Source organism: Micromonospora sp. NPDC005299, assembly GCF_042872345.1.
Lineage (GTDB): Bacteria > Actinomycetota > Actinomycetes > Mycobacteriales > Micromonosporaceae > Micromonospora.
Window position 1 is genome coordinate 244,623 of the sequence record NZ_JBIAKG010000008.1, and the last position, 14,537, is coordinate 259,159.

A 14,537-nucleotide genomic window follows, 5' to 3' on the forward strand; every position below is an offset into this window, starting at 1 on the left:
TGCGCTGGGGCCGGCCGGCGACACCGGCGGCGGTCGCCGACCGACTGCGGCAGAATGCGCCCTATGCGCAGTGAGGTGATCACCGTCCGGACCGGGTCCCGGCCGACCGTCCGCGACATCACCAGCGAGGCCGAGCGGTTCGTCGCCGGCCAGGGGGACGGCCTGCTGCACGTCTTCGTGCCGCACGCCACCGCCGGCCTGGCGATCATCGAGACCGGCTCGGGCTCGGACGACGACCTGCTGGGCGCGCTCGACGACCTGCTCCCCACCGACGACCGCTGGCGGCACCGGCACGGCTCGCCCGGGCATGGCCGGGACCACGTGCTGCCCGCCTTCGTCCCCCCGTACGCCACCCTGCCGGTGCTCGGTGGGCGGCTCCAGCTCGGCACCTGGCAGTCGCTCTGCCTGGTCGACACCAACGGCGACAACCCCGACCGGAAGGTCCGCTTCTCCTTCCTGCCCGGCTGAACCCCGCGCGCCGGCGTCAGCCCAGCAGCCGGCGTAGCCGGCCGGGGGTGTGGCCCAACTGGGCGCGGACCGTGCGGGTCAGGTGGGCCTGGTCGGCGAAGCCCAGCTCGGCGGCGAGCCCGGCGAGGCTGTCCGCGCCCTCCTCCAGCCGGTCGAGGAGGCGCCCGACCCGCAGCCGGTTGCGGTAGCGGGTCAGCGGCACCCCGACGCGGGCCTGGAACTCCCGGCTGAGCCGGTAGGGCGAGACCCCGAGCGCCCGCGCCAGCGGCAGCAGCCCGGCGGACTCGGGCGCGCCGTCGTGCAGGGCGGCCCGGGCCCGCTCGACCAGCCGCCGGTCCCGCCCGCTCCCGCCCGCCGCCGGCCCGGTCGCCGCGCCGACCAGCCGGACCAGCCGCTCGGCCGCCGCGTGGTCGGGGTCGGCCACGGACCGCAGCAGCAGCCGGTGGGCCAGGTCCACCCGGGCGTCGACGTGCGCCACGGCCGGCACCGGCCGGTCCGCGAACAGCTCCCGCCACAGCCGCTCGGACAGGTGCACGGAGGTGCAGTCGTCCCCGCCCGCCGGGTGGGCGAAGCGCTCCTCCTCACCCGGCACGGTCAGGTAGGCCACGGTCGGCTCGACGAACTCGGCGCCGCCGCGCCCGGCCCGGCGGAAGCCGCCCCGCCGCGTCAGCACGAGGCCGTAGGCGGTGGCCGGCTCGGGCGCGGACCAGCCGGTGTGGTCGTCCCGGCACCGCACCACGCTGATCCGGAAGTCGGGGTGCGCCAGCAGCGGTGTGGCGGTACGCATGCCGGTCAGGGTAGGCCGACCGGCTGACACGACCGTCCCGCAAGGATCGACAAGACCGCCGGCCGGCCGGGCGGGCAGGGTGGCGGCCGTGACCGAGTCGACCCGCCGGACCGCCGCCCTGCTCACCGTCCTGCTCACCGGGCAGGCGATGGCCTCCATGGACACCTCGATCGCCGCGGTGGCCGCGCCCGCGATCCGCGCCGACCTGGCCGGACCGCCGGCCGTGCAGCAGCTCGTGCTGGCCGGCTACACCCTCACCTTCGCCGTGCTGGTGGTGGGCGGGGCCCGGCTCGGCGCCCGGCACGGCTACCCGCGGGTCTTCCTGCTCGGCCTGGCCGGGTTCACCCTCGCCTCGCTGGCCTGCGGCCTCGCCCCGGGGCCGGCCGCGCTCGTGTTGGCCCGGGTGACCCAGGGCGCGGCCGGCGCGCTGATGGTGCCGCAGGTGCTGTCGCTGATCCAGGCGGCGGTCCCGGCGGCGGCCCGGGCGCGGGCGATCGGGGCGTACGCGATGGTGCTGGCCCTCGGTGTGGCCGCCGGCCAGGTCGTCGGCGGGCTGCTGGTGACCCTCGACCTGGGCGGCCTGACCTGGCGGGCCGCGTTCCTGGTGAACGTGCCGGTCGGCGTGGTGCTCCAGCTCGTCGGGCGGCGGGTGTTCGCCGGCCTGCCGGCCGACCCGCCCCGGCGCGAGCCGCTGGACCTGCCGGGCGTGCTGCTCCTCGCCGCCGCGATGCTCACCCTGGTGCTGCCGCTGGTGCTCGGCGGGGACCTGGGCTGGCCCGGATGGGTCCGGGTCGCCGCGGTCGCCGCCGGCGCCGCCGGGCTGCGGCTCTTCCTCGGGTACGAGGTCCGGCGCGCCCGTCGCGACGCGGCCCCGCTGCTGGACGTGACGGTGCTGCGTCACCCGGGGGTGGCGGCCGGGCTGCTCGCCTGCTGCGTGGTGATGGGCTGCTACGCCGGTTTCCTGTTCGTGCTCACCTTGCGGCTCCCGGACGGGCTGGGCTTCACCGCCCTGGCGGCGGGACTGGCCTTCCTCCCGTACGCCGCGGGTTTCGCCCTGTGCGGCCTGGCGGTGGCGCGGCTGCCGGAGCGGGCCCGGGCGGTGCTGCCGGTCGCCGGCCCGCCGGTGCTGGCGGCGGTGGTGGTGGCGGTGGCCGGGCTCGCCGCCGCGGGCTGGCCGTGGCCGGCGGGGAGCGCGCTGCTGGTGGCCGGCGGGGCGGCGCACGCGGCCGCGTTCAGCCCGCTGGTCACCCGGCTCACCGGCGTCGTGCCGGCCGGCGCGGCCGCGGCGCTCTCCGCGGTCGTCTCCACCGGCACGCTGCTCGCGGCCGTGCTCGGGGTGACCCTGGTCGGCGGCCTGCATCTCACCCTGACCGCGACCGGCCGGCACGGCCCGGCGCTCACCCTGCCCCCGGCGCTCCTGACCGCCGTGCTGCTGCTGGCCGGCGCCGTCGCCGCCCGGCGGGCCAGCCGGCCGGCGCCGGACACCCGGCCCGTCGCGGGAGGTCCCGAGGTCGTCGGCTCACGGCCGTGACCCGGAACCACCCGGCCCCGGTCAGTACGATGTGCGACATGGCGCAATCCACCGTCCCCGACCGCTCCGGCCTGGCCGGGGACGCCGTGCGCCGGATCATGCACATCGCCTCGGCCATGCGGCACTACCAGGACGAGGAGATCGCCGCTCTGGGGCTCACCCCGGCCGCCGCCCGCGCCCTGCACGAGTTGGACCCCGACCGCCCGCTGCCCGCCCGGGACCTCGCCGAGCAGTTGCGCTGCGACCGCTCCAACGTCACCGGGCTGGTCGACAAGCTGGAGCAGGCGGGGCTGGTGGAGCGGCGGGTCGACCCGACCGACCGGCGGCAGAAGACGCTGGTGGTGACCGCGGAGGGCCGGCGGGTCCGGGACCGGGTCCGGTTGGTGATGTCCGACTCCCGACTCCTCGGCGGGCTCACCACGGCAGAGCTGGCCACCCTGCGTGAGCTGGTCTGGAAGGTCTCCGACGGCGGCTGCCCGGAGCAGTGCGGCGAGGCCTGACCCCGGCCCGGCGGAACGTGTCCGACTGGGCGAGGTGCCCTTCGGTCGGTAATGCTGTCCGACGTGACCACCCCGCAAGATCTCGACGACCGGTTCCGGGCGGCCCTGACCGCGCTCGGCGCCCCCGCCGGGCGACGTGACCTGGGTGAACCGCTGCCCGGTGACGCGCCGCTGACCGGAGCGCAGGCGCTGGCGCTGTTCGACGCCCAGCTGACCAGCCGGCTGCTCGACCTCGCCGGGCGCTGGCTGCGTAGCTTCGGCGAGGGGTACTACACGATCGGCTCCGCCGGCCACGAGGGCAACGCCGCCGTGGCGGCCGCGCTGCGGCCGACCGATCCCGCCCTGCTCCACTACCGCTCCGGGGCCTTCTACTGCCTGCGTGCCGCCCAGGCGGCGGGCGGCTTCCCGACCGGCGAGTCGGTGCCGGACGCCGACGGGCCGGAGCCGACGGGGGCCACCCCGACGGCGCGGATCCCGGACCCGCGTACCCCGGCCGACCGCGGTGTGGACGCGGACCCCGCGGTGCCGGACGGGTCGCCGGAGGCGGAGGCGGCGCCACCGGACGGCCCGGTGACTCCCCGTACGTCCGCGGCGGCCGGTGACGGGGCCGAGGCGGCGAGCCCGCCGGGCGGGTCCTCGGCGGCCGACGGCGGGGCCGAGGCGGCGGAGCTGCCGGCCGGGGCCGGGGTGGCCGTGCACACCGACGGCGCCGCGACGGCCGGCGTACCCGAACTGCCCCTGCCCGACCCCGACGACGCCTACGCGGAAGCGGCCCGCGACGTGCTGCGCGGGATGGTCGCCTCCGCCGCGGAGCCGATCGCCGGGGGCCGGCACAAGGTCTTCGGCCGGGCCGACCTCGCGGTCGTCCCGACCACCTCCACCATCGCCTCGCACCTGCCGCGGGCGGTCGGCCTGGGCCTGGCCCTGGAGCGGCTGCGCCGCGGCGGCCGGCGGGACGACGGGGATTCCGACGCGGCGCCCTGGCCGTCGGACGCCATCGTGGTCTGCTCGTTCGGCGACGCCTCGGTCAACCACGCCACCGCGACGGCGGCGTTCAACACCGCCGGCTGGTACGACCACACCGGGCTGCGCATCCCGGTCCTCTTCGTCTGCGAGGACAACGGGCTCGGCATCAGCGTGCGCTCACCGCAGGGCTGGGTGGCCGCGACCCTGCGGGCCAGGCCGGGGATCCGCTACTTCGCCGCCGACGGCACCGACGTGGCCGAGGCGTACCGGGTGGCGGGGGAGGCGGCGGCCTGGGTGCGCCGGCACCGGCGGCCGGCCGTGCTGCACCTGAGCACCGTGCGGCTGATGGGGCACGCCGGCGCGGACGCGGAGACCGCGTACCGGAGCCCGGCCGAGATCGCGGCGGACCTGGCGCGGGACCCGCTGCTGGCGACCGCCCGGCGGCTGGTCGAGGCCGGCTACGCGACCGTCGAGGAGCTGCTGGCCCGGTACGACGAGCGCGGCTGGCAGATCCGCCGGCTCGCCGAGGAGGTGCTGGACGAGCCGAAGCTCACCTCCCCGGTCGACGTGGTGGCCGAGCTGGCCCCGCGCCGGCCGGTCCGCATCTCCCGGGCGGTCGCCGACGCGGCGACCCGGGCGGCCGGCCCGGCCGCCGGCGCCCGGGCCGAGGCGTTCGGCGGGCGGCCGCCGGAGCTGGCCGGGCCGCTCACGCTGGCGCAGAGCATCAACGCGGCCCTGGCCGACGGGATGCTCGACCACCCCGGGGTGGCCGTCTTCGGCGAGGACGTGGCCGCCAAGGGCGGGGTGTACGGGGTGACCAAGGGGCTGCGGGACAAGTTCGGGGCGGCGCGGGTGTTCGACACCCTGCTCGACGAGACCTCGATCCTCGGGCTCGCGCTGGGCGCCGGGGTGGCCGGGATGCTGCCGGTGCCGGAGATCCAGTACCTGGCGTACCTGCACAACGCCGAGGACCAGCTGCGGGGCGAGGCGGCGACCATGCGGTTCTTCTCCCGCGGGGCGTTCCGCAACCCGATGGTGGTGCGGGTCGCCGGGCTGGCGTACCAGGAGGGGTTCGGCGGGCACTTCCACAACGACAACTCGGTGGCCGTGCTCCGCGACGTGCCGGGGCTGGTCATCGCGGTGCCGGCCCGCCCGGACGACGCCGCGCCGATGTTGCGTACCTGCCTGGCCGCCGCCGCCGTGGACGGCGCCGTCAGCGTCTTCCTGGAGCCGATCGCGCTGTACCACACCCGCGACCTCTACACCGAGGGCGACGGCGAGTGGCTGGCCGAGTACGCCGAGCCGGGCGCCTGGGCCGCCCGCCACGTGCCGATCGGCCGCGCCCGCGTGTACGGGGTCGGCTCCGCCGAGGACCTCACCATCATCACCTTCGGTAACGGCGTCCGGATGTCGCTGCGGGCGGCGGCCACCCTGGCCGACGAGGGGGTCGGCAGCCGGGTGGTGGACCTGCGCTGGCTGGCCCCGCTGCCGGTGGCGGACATCATCCGGGAGGCCTCGGCCACCGGCCGGGTGCTGGTGGTGGACGAGACTCGCCGGTCGGGCGGTGTGGGCGAGGGCGTGATCGCGGCGCTGGTCGACGCCGGCTACGTCGGCACGGCGCGCCGGGTGGCCGGACTTGACTCGTTTGTACCATTAGGTCCGGCGGCGCGTCAGGTTCTGGTCTCCGAGGAAGCCATTACCGAGGGTGCCCGTACGCTGCTGGCACGGTAAATTCCGTTCCACCCGGTGCGCCACTTGCGCAGGGAGCCACAACTGTGTGGACTGGGCGCGACGGCGTCGGACGACGCCACGAGCAGGGATGAGATGAGGAGGCACGCGACAGTGAGCGCGACCGCTGGTCAGGCCGCCGACGGGGTACGCAGCCTGGCGGACCGGTTCGGGATCGAGCCGGGGATGGTCGTCATGGAGATGGGCTACGACGACGACGTCGACCAGGATCTCCGGGACGCCCTGACCGACCGCTGTGGAGATCTGGTCGACGAGGACACCGACGAGGTGGTCGACTCGGTTCTCGTCTGGTACCGCGACGGCGACGGCGACCTCTTCGAGCTCCTCGTCGACGCCCTCGGCCCGCTGGCCGACAACGGCGTGGTCTGGCTCCTGACGCCCAAGGCCGGCCGGGACGGCCACGTCGAGCCGAGCGAGGTCGCGGAGAGCGCGCAGACCGCCGGCCTCCAGCAGACCTCCACCATCAACGCGGGCCGCGACTGGAGTGGCGCCCGCCTCGTGCTCCGGCGAGGGTCGAAGGGCAAGAAGTAGGCCGGGCTCCGCTCCCGGCGGCCGGTGTCGCCGGGTGTGGCAGGCTGATCATCTCCAGACCCGATCCGAGGGAGTTCCCATGCCCATCGAGGTTGGCGCCGAGGCGCCGGACTTCGTACTCAAGGACCAGAACAACCAGGAGGTCCGGCTCGCCGACTTCCGCGGCCGGCGCACCGTGCTGCTGGTCTTCTACCCGCTCGCCTTCACCGGCATCTGCCAGGGCGAGCTGTGCGAGGTGCGGGACAACCTCAACGAGTACGTCAACGACGACGTCCAGGTGCTGACGGTCAGCGTCGACTCGGTCTACGCCCACAAGATCTGGGCCGACCGGGAGGGCTATCAGTTCCCGCTGCTGGCCGACTTCTGGCCGCACGGCGCGGTCGCCCAGGCGTACGGCGTCTTCAACGACGTCGCGGGCATCGCCAACCGGGGCACCTTCGTCATCGACAAGGCCGGTGTGGTCCGGTTCGCCGAGATGAACATGCCCGGCGAGGCGCGGGACCAGCAGGGCTGGCGCAAGGCCCTCGCCGAGGCCGTCGCCGCCTGATCCCACCCGGGCCCGTCGTTCGACCGGGTCGGAGCAGGTAAGCTTGCCGCTCCGGCCCGCCGTACGGGGCGTTCCGGGCGCGTAGCTCAGTGGGAGAGCACTCGCCTTACAAGCGAGGGGTCGCAGGTTCGAAACCTGCCGCGCCCACCACCACCTGAACAGGCAAAATCCGCCCGCGCCTGCGCAACTTGCCGGGGCGGGCGGAGTGCCTGACATCCAAGCCTGACATCAGTCGCTGGGGTTGAACGCCTCATCAGGCGAACGCCCACCAACGCCGCGTCGTCGGGACGGCTGAGCCGAGAACCTGGCGTGCCATGCAGGTACACCACGGGCACCCCGGCCTCGATCTGGCCTCCGGCTTGAATGCGGGCCTTCATCGCGCCGCGTCGGGCCACGCGCAAGGCCCGAATCATCTCGACCTGAGCGTCGCGGGTCTTCGGGGTGCCGCTGGCGCGGCCGGAGAGCACGGCTCGGGCGGCAGCCTCAGCGTCGATGGTGTCGGTCTTGCCGATACGGCGGTGGAGCGGTCCGGGCGGTCGACCTCGACAACAGGTAGGCCGTACTCGCCCAAGAACCGCAGCAACCCGGGGCCGTGACTGCCGGTGCCTTCCATGCCGACCGCCAGGACCGTGCCAAAGGACTCCGCCGAGGTCGCCAGCTGCGCGTAGCCGCGGATCGTCGTCGGAAAGCTTCTCGTCCCCAACAGCCTGCCGGCCTGATCCAGCACCGCCGCTACGTGCACGTCCTTGTGGCTGTCGACCCCTACCGTCACGGCCAGGTCCTCGTTCACTGCGCCTCCTATCTGCTACGTCACAGCTCGACCGCTGAGCACGAGGAGAACGCTGGACAAAACGGGGATGAGGGACGAACCCAAGCTCCTGCTCAGGTCACCACGCCGGCCCGTGCACGCGCCGAGAACGGTGTCCCCGCCTGCCGGGTCGCCGGGTCAACTTCAGGGCACGGAGCCGGTTCAAACTCGGGTCAGGCCCGGCCGGCGGCACACCTCACCAGAATGTCTAGTCCCACCTGATGCTTGACGAATCCGTCCCAGTACATGCACGACAGTCGGCCTTGGTTCCTCGGTCGTCCTGGTTACTGTCGGTGACATCTGAGTGCCTGCGGGCGCACTCAAACTCTGGCAGAGAACGAACCATTGCCGCCAAGACGCCATGCACGAGGGGAAGGCCGCCCAGCTCGCTGATCCCGACCCATGCGATGTCGTCATGCTCGTCAGGTGCACGGTTGGTGGGAGAGCCAACCCAGTCTCCAATTTGCCAGACGCCCACGTGAAGGGCGTCCTCACCACTGCCGGCATGCAAGACGCCCAACCGTGAAGCGGACTCCGCCACAATGTGAACACCGAGCTCCTCGTGCATCTCACGCGCGAGGGCTTGTAGTTCCGACTCACCCGCTTCGACTTGCCCCCCGGGCAGATCCCAGACATCTGGGTATGCCCGTTTGGTCGGCCTGCGGTGTACTAGCAGGACCGCGCCGTTTTCAACGAGTGCGCCTGTGACGACGACATGCATGACGGGATTAGAGCAGAGGGATAGGACAAGCTCGCTCCAGCCAAAGGGGACGCCCAGACGTCCGGATCTGCCGTGATCTGATCGCTACGGGGCGTGGCGGCCCGTCGCCGGCGGATCGGCCATGCCGCGACGCGCGCCCGTGTCGCGGACCGTGAAGGCTTCCGCGGCTGTGGCGGAGCCATACCTTGGGCCGCTAGTCGTTGACGTGGTCCTGAGGGGCTTGCGGGGTTGGGACAAGCTACACAGGGACCCTTGGGACGTGCAGCATCAGGACGTACCCATCACTTAAGAGTCAGGTGACCGAGGCGTGGTGGACTTTGACCTGACATCGGCGGATGTGATCCACATGTTGGAGTGGGAAACCGCCGATCGGCGTCCTGTTGTTGACAGACTTCGACGTCAGGCTCCCGTTCGTGCCCTTGCTAAGGCGCTCAGAGTTGCTGAACGTCCTTTGACGCGCCAGTTGCTGTGCGACCTGCTTGGTTTCCGTGCCGCGAGGTCGGCTCTGCCCGAGTTGCTGGAGGCCCTTGAGGATGACAACCGGGCCGTCCGCTGCTCCGCTGGTGACGCAATTACCAAGGCCCTGGGATGTGGCGGGATGCAGCCCCCTCCAGGTCGTCTCATTCGACGCATCCTCCCGGCGCTCTTGACCTCCTGGGAGAGGGAGCCCACGCCTCAAGTGCGCAGTGTTCTCGCCACCGCGCTTGGTGTCGCGGGTGACACCTCGGTTCAACCACTGCTTCGGGCTGCGCTTGGCGATCCTCATGAGCAGGTTCGTCTTGCTGCAGAATGGTCGCTTGGGCGGTTAGGCGAAGCGTATTCCAACCGAGTTTGGCGTGATCAAGGGCGGCCAGGCGGATCAGGACAGGTCTAGGCCGTAAAAGCGGGAGCTGGTGCGGCGTGAGCGCGGCCCGGAGGGATGTAACCCCGGTACTCAGACGATGCCTCGTCTGACCGGCGGAAACCTATGTTCCGCCTTTGCCTTGCAGGCGTCCATGACTCGCACTCCGAGCCGCGCACAAAGGATATGCCGGTGAGACGAAGCGTGCGGCGAGCGTGTGCGCCGACGCCGCCTCGGGGGGCGACTGGAGACGCGGCAGATCCGCTCGGGGCGCAGACGGGGCACAAGACACCGTCAAACCACGTTGCCCAGGTCGAACAGGACCGCGTCGAAACGCATGGTGTCGATGCTCATGAGGCCCCGATGCTAGCCAGTCGGTGCGCCGCCGTTTGGACGCCTGCCGGAACCACGGACCCGCCAGAGCCGACCCGTCGGAGACCAGCCCGCTCCGGTCCAGCTTGGCGAGGAAGGGACATGCCCGCCTGGGACGATGGATGGGTGAACATCACCCGACTCGTTACCTCGGAGGATGCGCCGGCCTTGGCCGAGTTGCTCCGTGCCAACCGTGAGTTTCTGGCGCCGTGGGACCCGATCCGGAGCGAGGACTACTTCACGGCAGACGGCCAGCACGCCGTCATCGAAGCCGATCTCCAACAGTACGAGCAGGGATCGAAGCTGCCCCACGTCATCCTCGACGACTCCGGTCGCGTGATCGGCCGCATCACGCTCAGCGGCATTGTGCGCGGCCCGTTTCAGTCGTGCGCCATGGGCTACTGGGTAAGCGCCAGCGACAACGGCCGCGGGTTCGCGACCAAGGCGGTGTCCGAGATCGTGCGGGTGGCCTTCGAGGAGTTGGGGCTGCATCGGGTGCAGGCAGAGACCCTGCTGCACAACGTCAGATCGCAGCGGGTGCTGGAACGCAACGGGTTCGTGCGGTTCGGCATGGCGCCGGAGTACCTCAACATCGCCGGCCGGTGGCAGGACCACGCCATGTACCAGGTGGTGAAGCCGTCCCCGGCAACCGGCTGACCATCACCGCGCACCGCCCTGCCTGAAGCGTTGACCGCTACCGGCCGGCGGCCGACCTGGCCTGCGCTAGCGCGGGGCGAGGCCGGTGCGACCGTCCAGGAGCTCGCGCGCGGCGTCGAGATGGCCGAGATGCCGGGCGGTCTCTTCGATCATGTGGAGAACGATCCCGCGCAGATCGGCGACCTCGTCGTCCGGGTCACTGCCGTGCCGCCCGACCGGCTTCGCGTCCAGCGGCGTGGTGGCCAGCAGGGCATTGCCTCGTTCGCACTGCTCCCGATAGAAGGCGAACACCTCCGCAACGGGATGCGCCGAGGTCATCAGCTCCTCGTCGTCATCGGGCCAGGGCACATCGGCCGCGGTTCCCCGGAACACCCTCTGGAACCAGTGGCGCTCGGCGTAACCCAGATGCTTGATCAGCCCGAGCGGCGTCCACCCCGAGGGCAGGACCGAGGTCCGCAACTGCTCGTCGGTGAGCCCGTCGAGGATCGCCAGCGCACTGGTCCGCTGGGCGTCGAGGAAATGCTGCAGAGCAACAGCTTCCGCGGTCATCGTGCTGGTGGGAGCCATGGTCAACCTCTCGGGCGACGCGGCCCGTCGCCGTACGGCTGGGGACTATTCCAGATCTGAGGTACGCGGAAGACCCCGCCTGCGCGGACCACCTCATCGAGCCGGCGGAACCACGCAGATGTCGGAACCTGCCGCGCCCACCCCATGCCCACCAGCGCCGGACGGTGGGCCTTCGTGGCTTCAGCGGTCGTGGCGCGGCGGCTAGGGTGACCGCGTGGAGGAACGCCTGCTTCTCAGCTCGTCGTTCGGCGCGGCGGCGGCCGCATACGCCGAGCACCGCCCGGACTACGCGCAGGCCGCGGTGCGCTGGGCGCTTGAGCCTGCGCCCGGCCTACGGGTGCTCGACCTCGGCGCCGGAACCGGCAAGCTGACCGCCACGCTGGTCGCGCTGGGTGCCGAGGTTGTCGCGGTCGAACCAGACCCGGCGATGCTGGCCGAGCTGCGCCGCGCGCTGCCGGCCGTCCGTGCTTTGCCGGGTAGCGCCGAGGCGATCCCGCTGCCGGACGCGTCCGTCGATGCCGTGCTGGCCGGCAATGCCCTGCACTGGTTTGACATGGCCGTCGCGGGACCGGAGATAGCCAGAGTCCTCGCGCCCGGGGGCATCCTGGCCGGCCTGTGGAACGTCATGGACAACCGGGTCGACTGGGTTGCCGGGCTCGAGCGGGTCAGCGGGAGGGCGGCCATCGGCCCGCGTGACACGCTGAGCAGTTGGCGCGCCGCGACGGCAGACATGTGCTTTCCGAGCAGTGGCCTGGTCGCCCGGTTCGGCTCACCGGAGCAGGCCGAGTTCCCGCACGGGCAGGGCCGCATCGCCGATTCCCTCGTCGCGACACTCGCCACTCGGGCGGGGATGCTGGTCATGCCGGAACCGGACCGAGAGGCCGCGCTCGGCCGGATCCGCGCGTTCCTCGCGAGGAGGCCCGAAACCGCCCACGGCGAGTTCACCCTCCCGATGCTGACCGGCGTGCTACGCGTCCGGCGGTGACGCCTCCGAGAATGGTCAGGCGATGCCGCCGTCGCTGTGCAGGAGTTGACCGTTGATCCAGCCTCCGTCGGGTGAGCACAGGAACGCGACGAGGTTCGCGCAGTCCTGCGGGCGCCCGAGGCGTCCGAGCGGTGTGGACCGTAGGACGGCGGCCCTGATCTCAGCGGTCATCCAGCCGGTATCGGTGGGACCCGGATCGATGGCGTTGGCGGTCACGCCGAGGTGGGCCAGTTCTCGGGCAGCGGCCAGGGTGATCCGGTCGAGAGCGCCTTTGCTGGCTCCGTAGGGAAGGTTCCCGACGGTGGCGTCACTGGTCAGGCTGACGATGCGTCCGGTGCCATGAGCCCCTTGGAACCGTTGGGCGTACTCGCGGATCAGGAGCCAGCTCGCCCGGGTGTTGACCGCGAAGTGACGGTCGAAGCTCTCGACGGTGGTGTCGAGCAGGCCCGACTTGACGCTCTCGCAGTGGGCGAGGACCAGCGCGCGGACCGGGCCCAGCTCTCGCTCCACGGTCTCGAAGATGCCAGCCGTGGCGTGAGGATCACTGAGGTCCACCTCGATCGCGGCGGTCTCTGCCCCATGCTCGCCGGCTTGGTTGCCGAGTTGCGTCACGGCCTCGGGATCGGCTCCCCAGGGCATCCGCTCGTCGTACGGGGTCCAGTAGGTGAACCCGACATCCCAGCCGGTCTCAGCCAGCTTCAGCACCACGGACGCAGCGATGCCGGCGCTGCGGCCGGCACCGGTCACCAGGGCGACGGGCCGGTGCTGTCGATCCTTGCCATCCATGAGGGCCATCCGTGGTCGCAGCTCGCTGACGCACCATCCTTGCTGCCCACGCAGAGGCCGTCACCGGAATTACCCCGGCTCACCGGCCGGCGAGGAAGAGCAAACCGGCCCCGACCAGGCCGGCCTCGACGAGTCGGACGAAGAGGCGGTCACTGATCCGGTTGACGGTTCGTCTGCCTGCCCATGCTCCCGCGAGGGTGGCGGGGGTGAGTGCTGTGCCGAGCAGGAGGACGTGGGGGTTGAGCAGGGAGCCGGCTCCGTACGCGATGAGCTTGGTGAGGTGCATGGTCAGGGCGCAGGCCGCTTCGGTGCCGATGTACGCGTCGCGGACCAGCCCGTAGGCGAGGAAGAACGGTGCGGTGAGCGGGCCGACGGAGCCGAGCAGGGCGGAGCCGAGCCCGGAGGCGGCTCCGACCCCGACGAACGCGCGGGCTGACGGTTTGCGCGGCTGAGGGTTGAGCCGTCGCCACGCGACCACGACGAGGAGGAAGACGCCCAGGAGGCGCTTGAGCGGGGCCAGCGGTGCGGTGGCGAGCAGCAGGCCGCCGGCGAGGGCGAACGGGGCCGCGCCGAGTGCGAATCGGCCGATGATCGGCCATCTGAGGTCATGCCGGTTCAGCCAGACCCGGCTGCCGTTGCTGGACAGTTGGGCGAGGGTGAGCACGGGCACGGCGGCGCGGAGGCCGAACAGGGCGGTGAACACCGGCAGCAGCAGCACCCCGCCCCCGAAGCCCGCCACGGCGGACAGCCACGCCAGCAGGAACGCGGCCGCTGATGCCACGCCGATGGTCGCCGCCAGGTCGAGGGTCATCTCGCTTCCTCGGTGCAGCTCGTGTCGGCGTCCGGCCGGGATTCTCCTGACCCTAGCCGGGACCGGACGGCCGGATCGAGCGGGCAACCGTCATGGGGCGGCCGGTCGACGGGAAGCCCGTACCGGGGTACCGGATGCAAGTCCCGTGCGCGGGCCGGGGTGGGGCCGCCCGTGCGGGTGAGGTTCCGTCCGTGCATGTCGCATCCGGTCGGGCGTCGCTAGTCGGGGGGTGACGGCGGCTCGGGTGGGCCTCGGCGGGTGCGGACCGTGTCGGTGAGGGCGACCCCGAAGAGGACCGCGGCGGCGCCCACGGCAGCCGCCAGCGGCGGCGCCAGGAGCATCGGGGGCGCCAGTGCGAGCAGCACGAGGATTCCGATGGGTCGATCCCGGGACACCCGGGCGAAGACGGCGTACTCGAAGGCGGCGCGACCGGCCAGAAACAGCGTGGGTCCGCCGAGGATGACGGCGACCCAGGCGGGTCGGGTGTGCCCGAGTGGATGGGCGATCACGAGTTCGTCGCCCACCGCGGTGGCGACGATGCCGGCGAGCATGACGAGATGGGCGATCGCCGCCAGCCGGGCGAGGGAATCCGGCCGGTGGGCCCCGCTCGCCGAGCGCGTCCGGCAGCGCGACCACCATCACCAGGCTGCCGAGCATGGTGCCGGTGACCACCAGCTGTATCGACATCTGTTGCGGGTCGTACAGGTTGGTGGTCCACGCGGTGATGCTCCAGACCCACGGGGTGGCCAACAGCAGCACCAGCGTGCGGAAGGCGCCCGTCCAGGTGAGGTTCTGCGACAGCTCGTGCGAGAGCTGGACGAGCACGACGACGAACACCAGGTCGAAGAACAGCTCCAGGAAGTTGGCCCGGTGCGGTCACTCGGGCATGCGCAACAGCTTGACGCCGCTC

The 14,537-nt window shown here is 72.3% G+C and carries 16 protein-coding genes, 1 tRNA gene and 1 pseudogene; 10 read left to right on the forward strand and 8 right to left on the reverse strand.

All coding sequences use genetic code 11. The features are described 5' to 3' along the window. Positions 1-63 precede the first annotated feature (63 nt). Positions 64-468: a YjbQ family protein gene (locus ACFYPD_RS23325; RefSeq protein WP_387117123.1), complete on the forward strand. Its 405-nt coding sequence runs from the start codon at positions 64-66 to the stop codon at positions 466-468. 16 nt (positions 469-484) lie between these two features. Here the strand turns inward: ACFYPD_RS23325 and ACFYPD_RS23330 are convergent, their stop codons facing one another. Continuing rightward, a complete protein-coding gene (locus tag ACFYPD_RS23330) occupies positions 485-1,255 on the reverse strand; it encodes a helix-turn-helix domain-containing protein (RefSeq protein ID WP_387117126.1) in 771 nt (256 codons plus the stop codon). Between the two features lie 88 nt (positions 1,256-1,343). Here ACFYPD_RS23330 and ACFYPD_RS23335 point away from each other — a divergent pair, with 88 nt between their 5' ends. From ACFYPD_RS23335 to ACFYPD_RS23360, 6 genes are all read left to right on the forward strand, one after another. Continuing rightward, entirely contained in the window at positions 1,344-2,786 is a 1,443-nt protein-coding gene (locus ACFYPD_RS23335; RefSeq protein ID WP_387117129.1) for an MFS transporter, read from the forward strand. Between the two features lie 38 nt (positions 2,787-2,824). Continuing rightward, a complete protein-coding gene (locus ACFYPD_RS23340; RefSeq protein WP_387117132.1) occupies positions 2,825-3,286 on the forward strand; it encodes a MarR family winged helix-turn-helix transcriptional regulator in 462 nt (153 codons plus the stop codon). A gap of 210 nt (positions 3,287-3,496) precedes the next feature. Further along, positions 3,497-5,983, forward strand: coding sequence for a thiamine pyrophosphate-dependent enzyme (locus tag ACFYPD_RS23345; protein ID WP_387117367.1), 2,487 nt, complete (start codon positions 3,497-3,499; stop codon positions 5,981-5,983). 111 nt (positions 5,984-6,094) lie between these two features. Then, positions 6,095-6,532, forward strand: coding sequence for a DUF3052 domain-containing protein (locus ACFYPD_RS23350; RefSeq protein ID WP_151461558.1), 438 nt, complete (start codon positions 6,095-6,097; stop codon positions 6,530-6,532). A 79-nt stretch (positions 6,533-6,611) separates the two neighbouring features. After that, complete coding sequence (locus ACFYPD_RS23355; protein ID WP_091269137.1) at positions 6,612-7,079, forward strand: peroxiredoxin; 468 nt, start codon at positions 6,612-6,614, stop codon at positions 7,077-7,079. Between the two features lie 75 nt (positions 7,080-7,154). Further along, positions 7,155-7,229, forward strand: a tRNA-Val gene (locus tag ACFYPD_RS23360). A 259-nt stretch (positions 7,230-7,488) separates the two neighbouring features. On the opposite strand, the gene ACFYPD_RS23365 is transcribed toward ACFYPD_RS23360, so the two are convergent. Together ACFYPD_RS23365 and ACFYPD_RS23370 are read right to left on the reverse strand one after the other, a co-directional pair. Continuing rightward, on the reverse strand, positions 7,489-7,869 hold the full coding sequence (locus ACFYPD_RS23365; RefSeq protein WP_387117136.1) for a transposase: 381 nt from the start codon (positions 7,867-7,869) through the stop codon (positions 7,489-7,491). Between the two features lie 226 nt (positions 7,870-8,095). Continuing rightward, positions 8,096-8,608, reverse strand: coding sequence for an NUDIX domain-containing protein (locus ACFYPD_RS23370; RefSeq protein WP_387117139.1), 513 nt, complete (start codon positions 8,606-8,608; stop codon positions 8,096-8,098). Positions 8,609-9,206: 598 nt separating this feature from the next. Between ACFYPD_RS23370 and ACFYPD_RS23375 the strand changes: the two genes are divergently transcribed. After that, positions 9,207-9,482: a HEAT repeat domain-containing protein gene (locus ACFYPD_RS23375; RefSeq protein WP_387117370.1), complete on the forward strand. Its 276-nt coding sequence runs from the start codon at positions 9,207-9,209 to the stop codon at positions 9,480-9,482. A gap of 465 nt (positions 9,483-9,947) precedes the next feature. After that, entirely contained in the window at positions 9,948-10,478 is a 531-nt protein-coding gene (locus ACFYPD_RS23380) for a GNAT family N-acetyltransferase (RefSeq protein ID WP_387117373.1), read from the forward strand. Positions 10,479-10,544: 66 nt separating this feature from the next. Here ACFYPD_RS23380 and ACFYPD_RS23385 read toward each other — a convergent pair whose 3' ends face one another. Beyond that, complete coding sequence (locus ACFYPD_RS23385) at positions 10,545-11,045, reverse strand: DinB family protein (RefSeq protein ID WP_387117142.1); 501 nt, start codon at positions 11,043-11,045, stop codon at positions 10,545-10,547. A gap of 214 nt (positions 11,046-11,259) precedes the next feature. Between ACFYPD_RS23385 and ACFYPD_RS23390 the strand changes: the two genes are divergently transcribed. Next, positions 11,260-12,030 (forward strand): class I SAM-dependent methyltransferase, encoded by a 771-nt coding sequence (locus tag ACFYPD_RS23390; RefSeq protein ID WP_387117145.1) that lies wholly within the window; start codon positions 11,260-11,262, stop codon positions 12,028-12,030. A gap of 15 nt (positions 12,031-12,045) precedes the next feature. Here the strand turns inward: ACFYPD_RS23390 and ACFYPD_RS23395 are convergent, their stop codons facing one another. The 4 genes and pseudogenes from ACFYPD_RS23395 to ACFYPD_RS23410 all read right to left on the reverse strand — a co-directional run. Continuing rightward, positions 12,046-12,816, reverse strand: a complete 771-nt coding sequence (locus ACFYPD_RS23395) for an SDR family oxidoreductase (protein WP_387117148.1) — start codon at positions 12,814-12,816, stop codon at positions 12,046-12,048. Between the two features lie 79 nt (positions 12,817-12,895). Next, on the reverse strand, positions 12,896-13,627 hold the full coding sequence (locus ACFYPD_RS23400) for a sulfite exporter TauE/SafE family protein (RefSeq protein ID WP_387117151.1): 732 nt from the start codon (positions 13,625-13,627) through the stop codon (positions 12,896-12,898). Positions 13,628-13,845: 218 nt separating this feature from the next. Beyond that, positions 13,846-14,178 carry a low temperature requirement protein A gene (locus tag ACFYPD_RS23405; protein ID WP_387117153.1) on the reverse strand — a complete coding sequence of 111 codons (333 nt, stop codon included), beginning with the start codon at positions 14,176-14,178 and terminating at the stop codon, positions 13,846-13,848. A 109-nt stretch (positions 14,179-14,287) separates the two neighbouring features. After that, a pseudogene (locus ACFYPD_RS23410) lies at positions 14,288-14,464 on the reverse strand (low temperature requirement protein A); the annotation flags it as partial. Positions 14,465-14,537 lie beyond the last annotated feature (73 nt).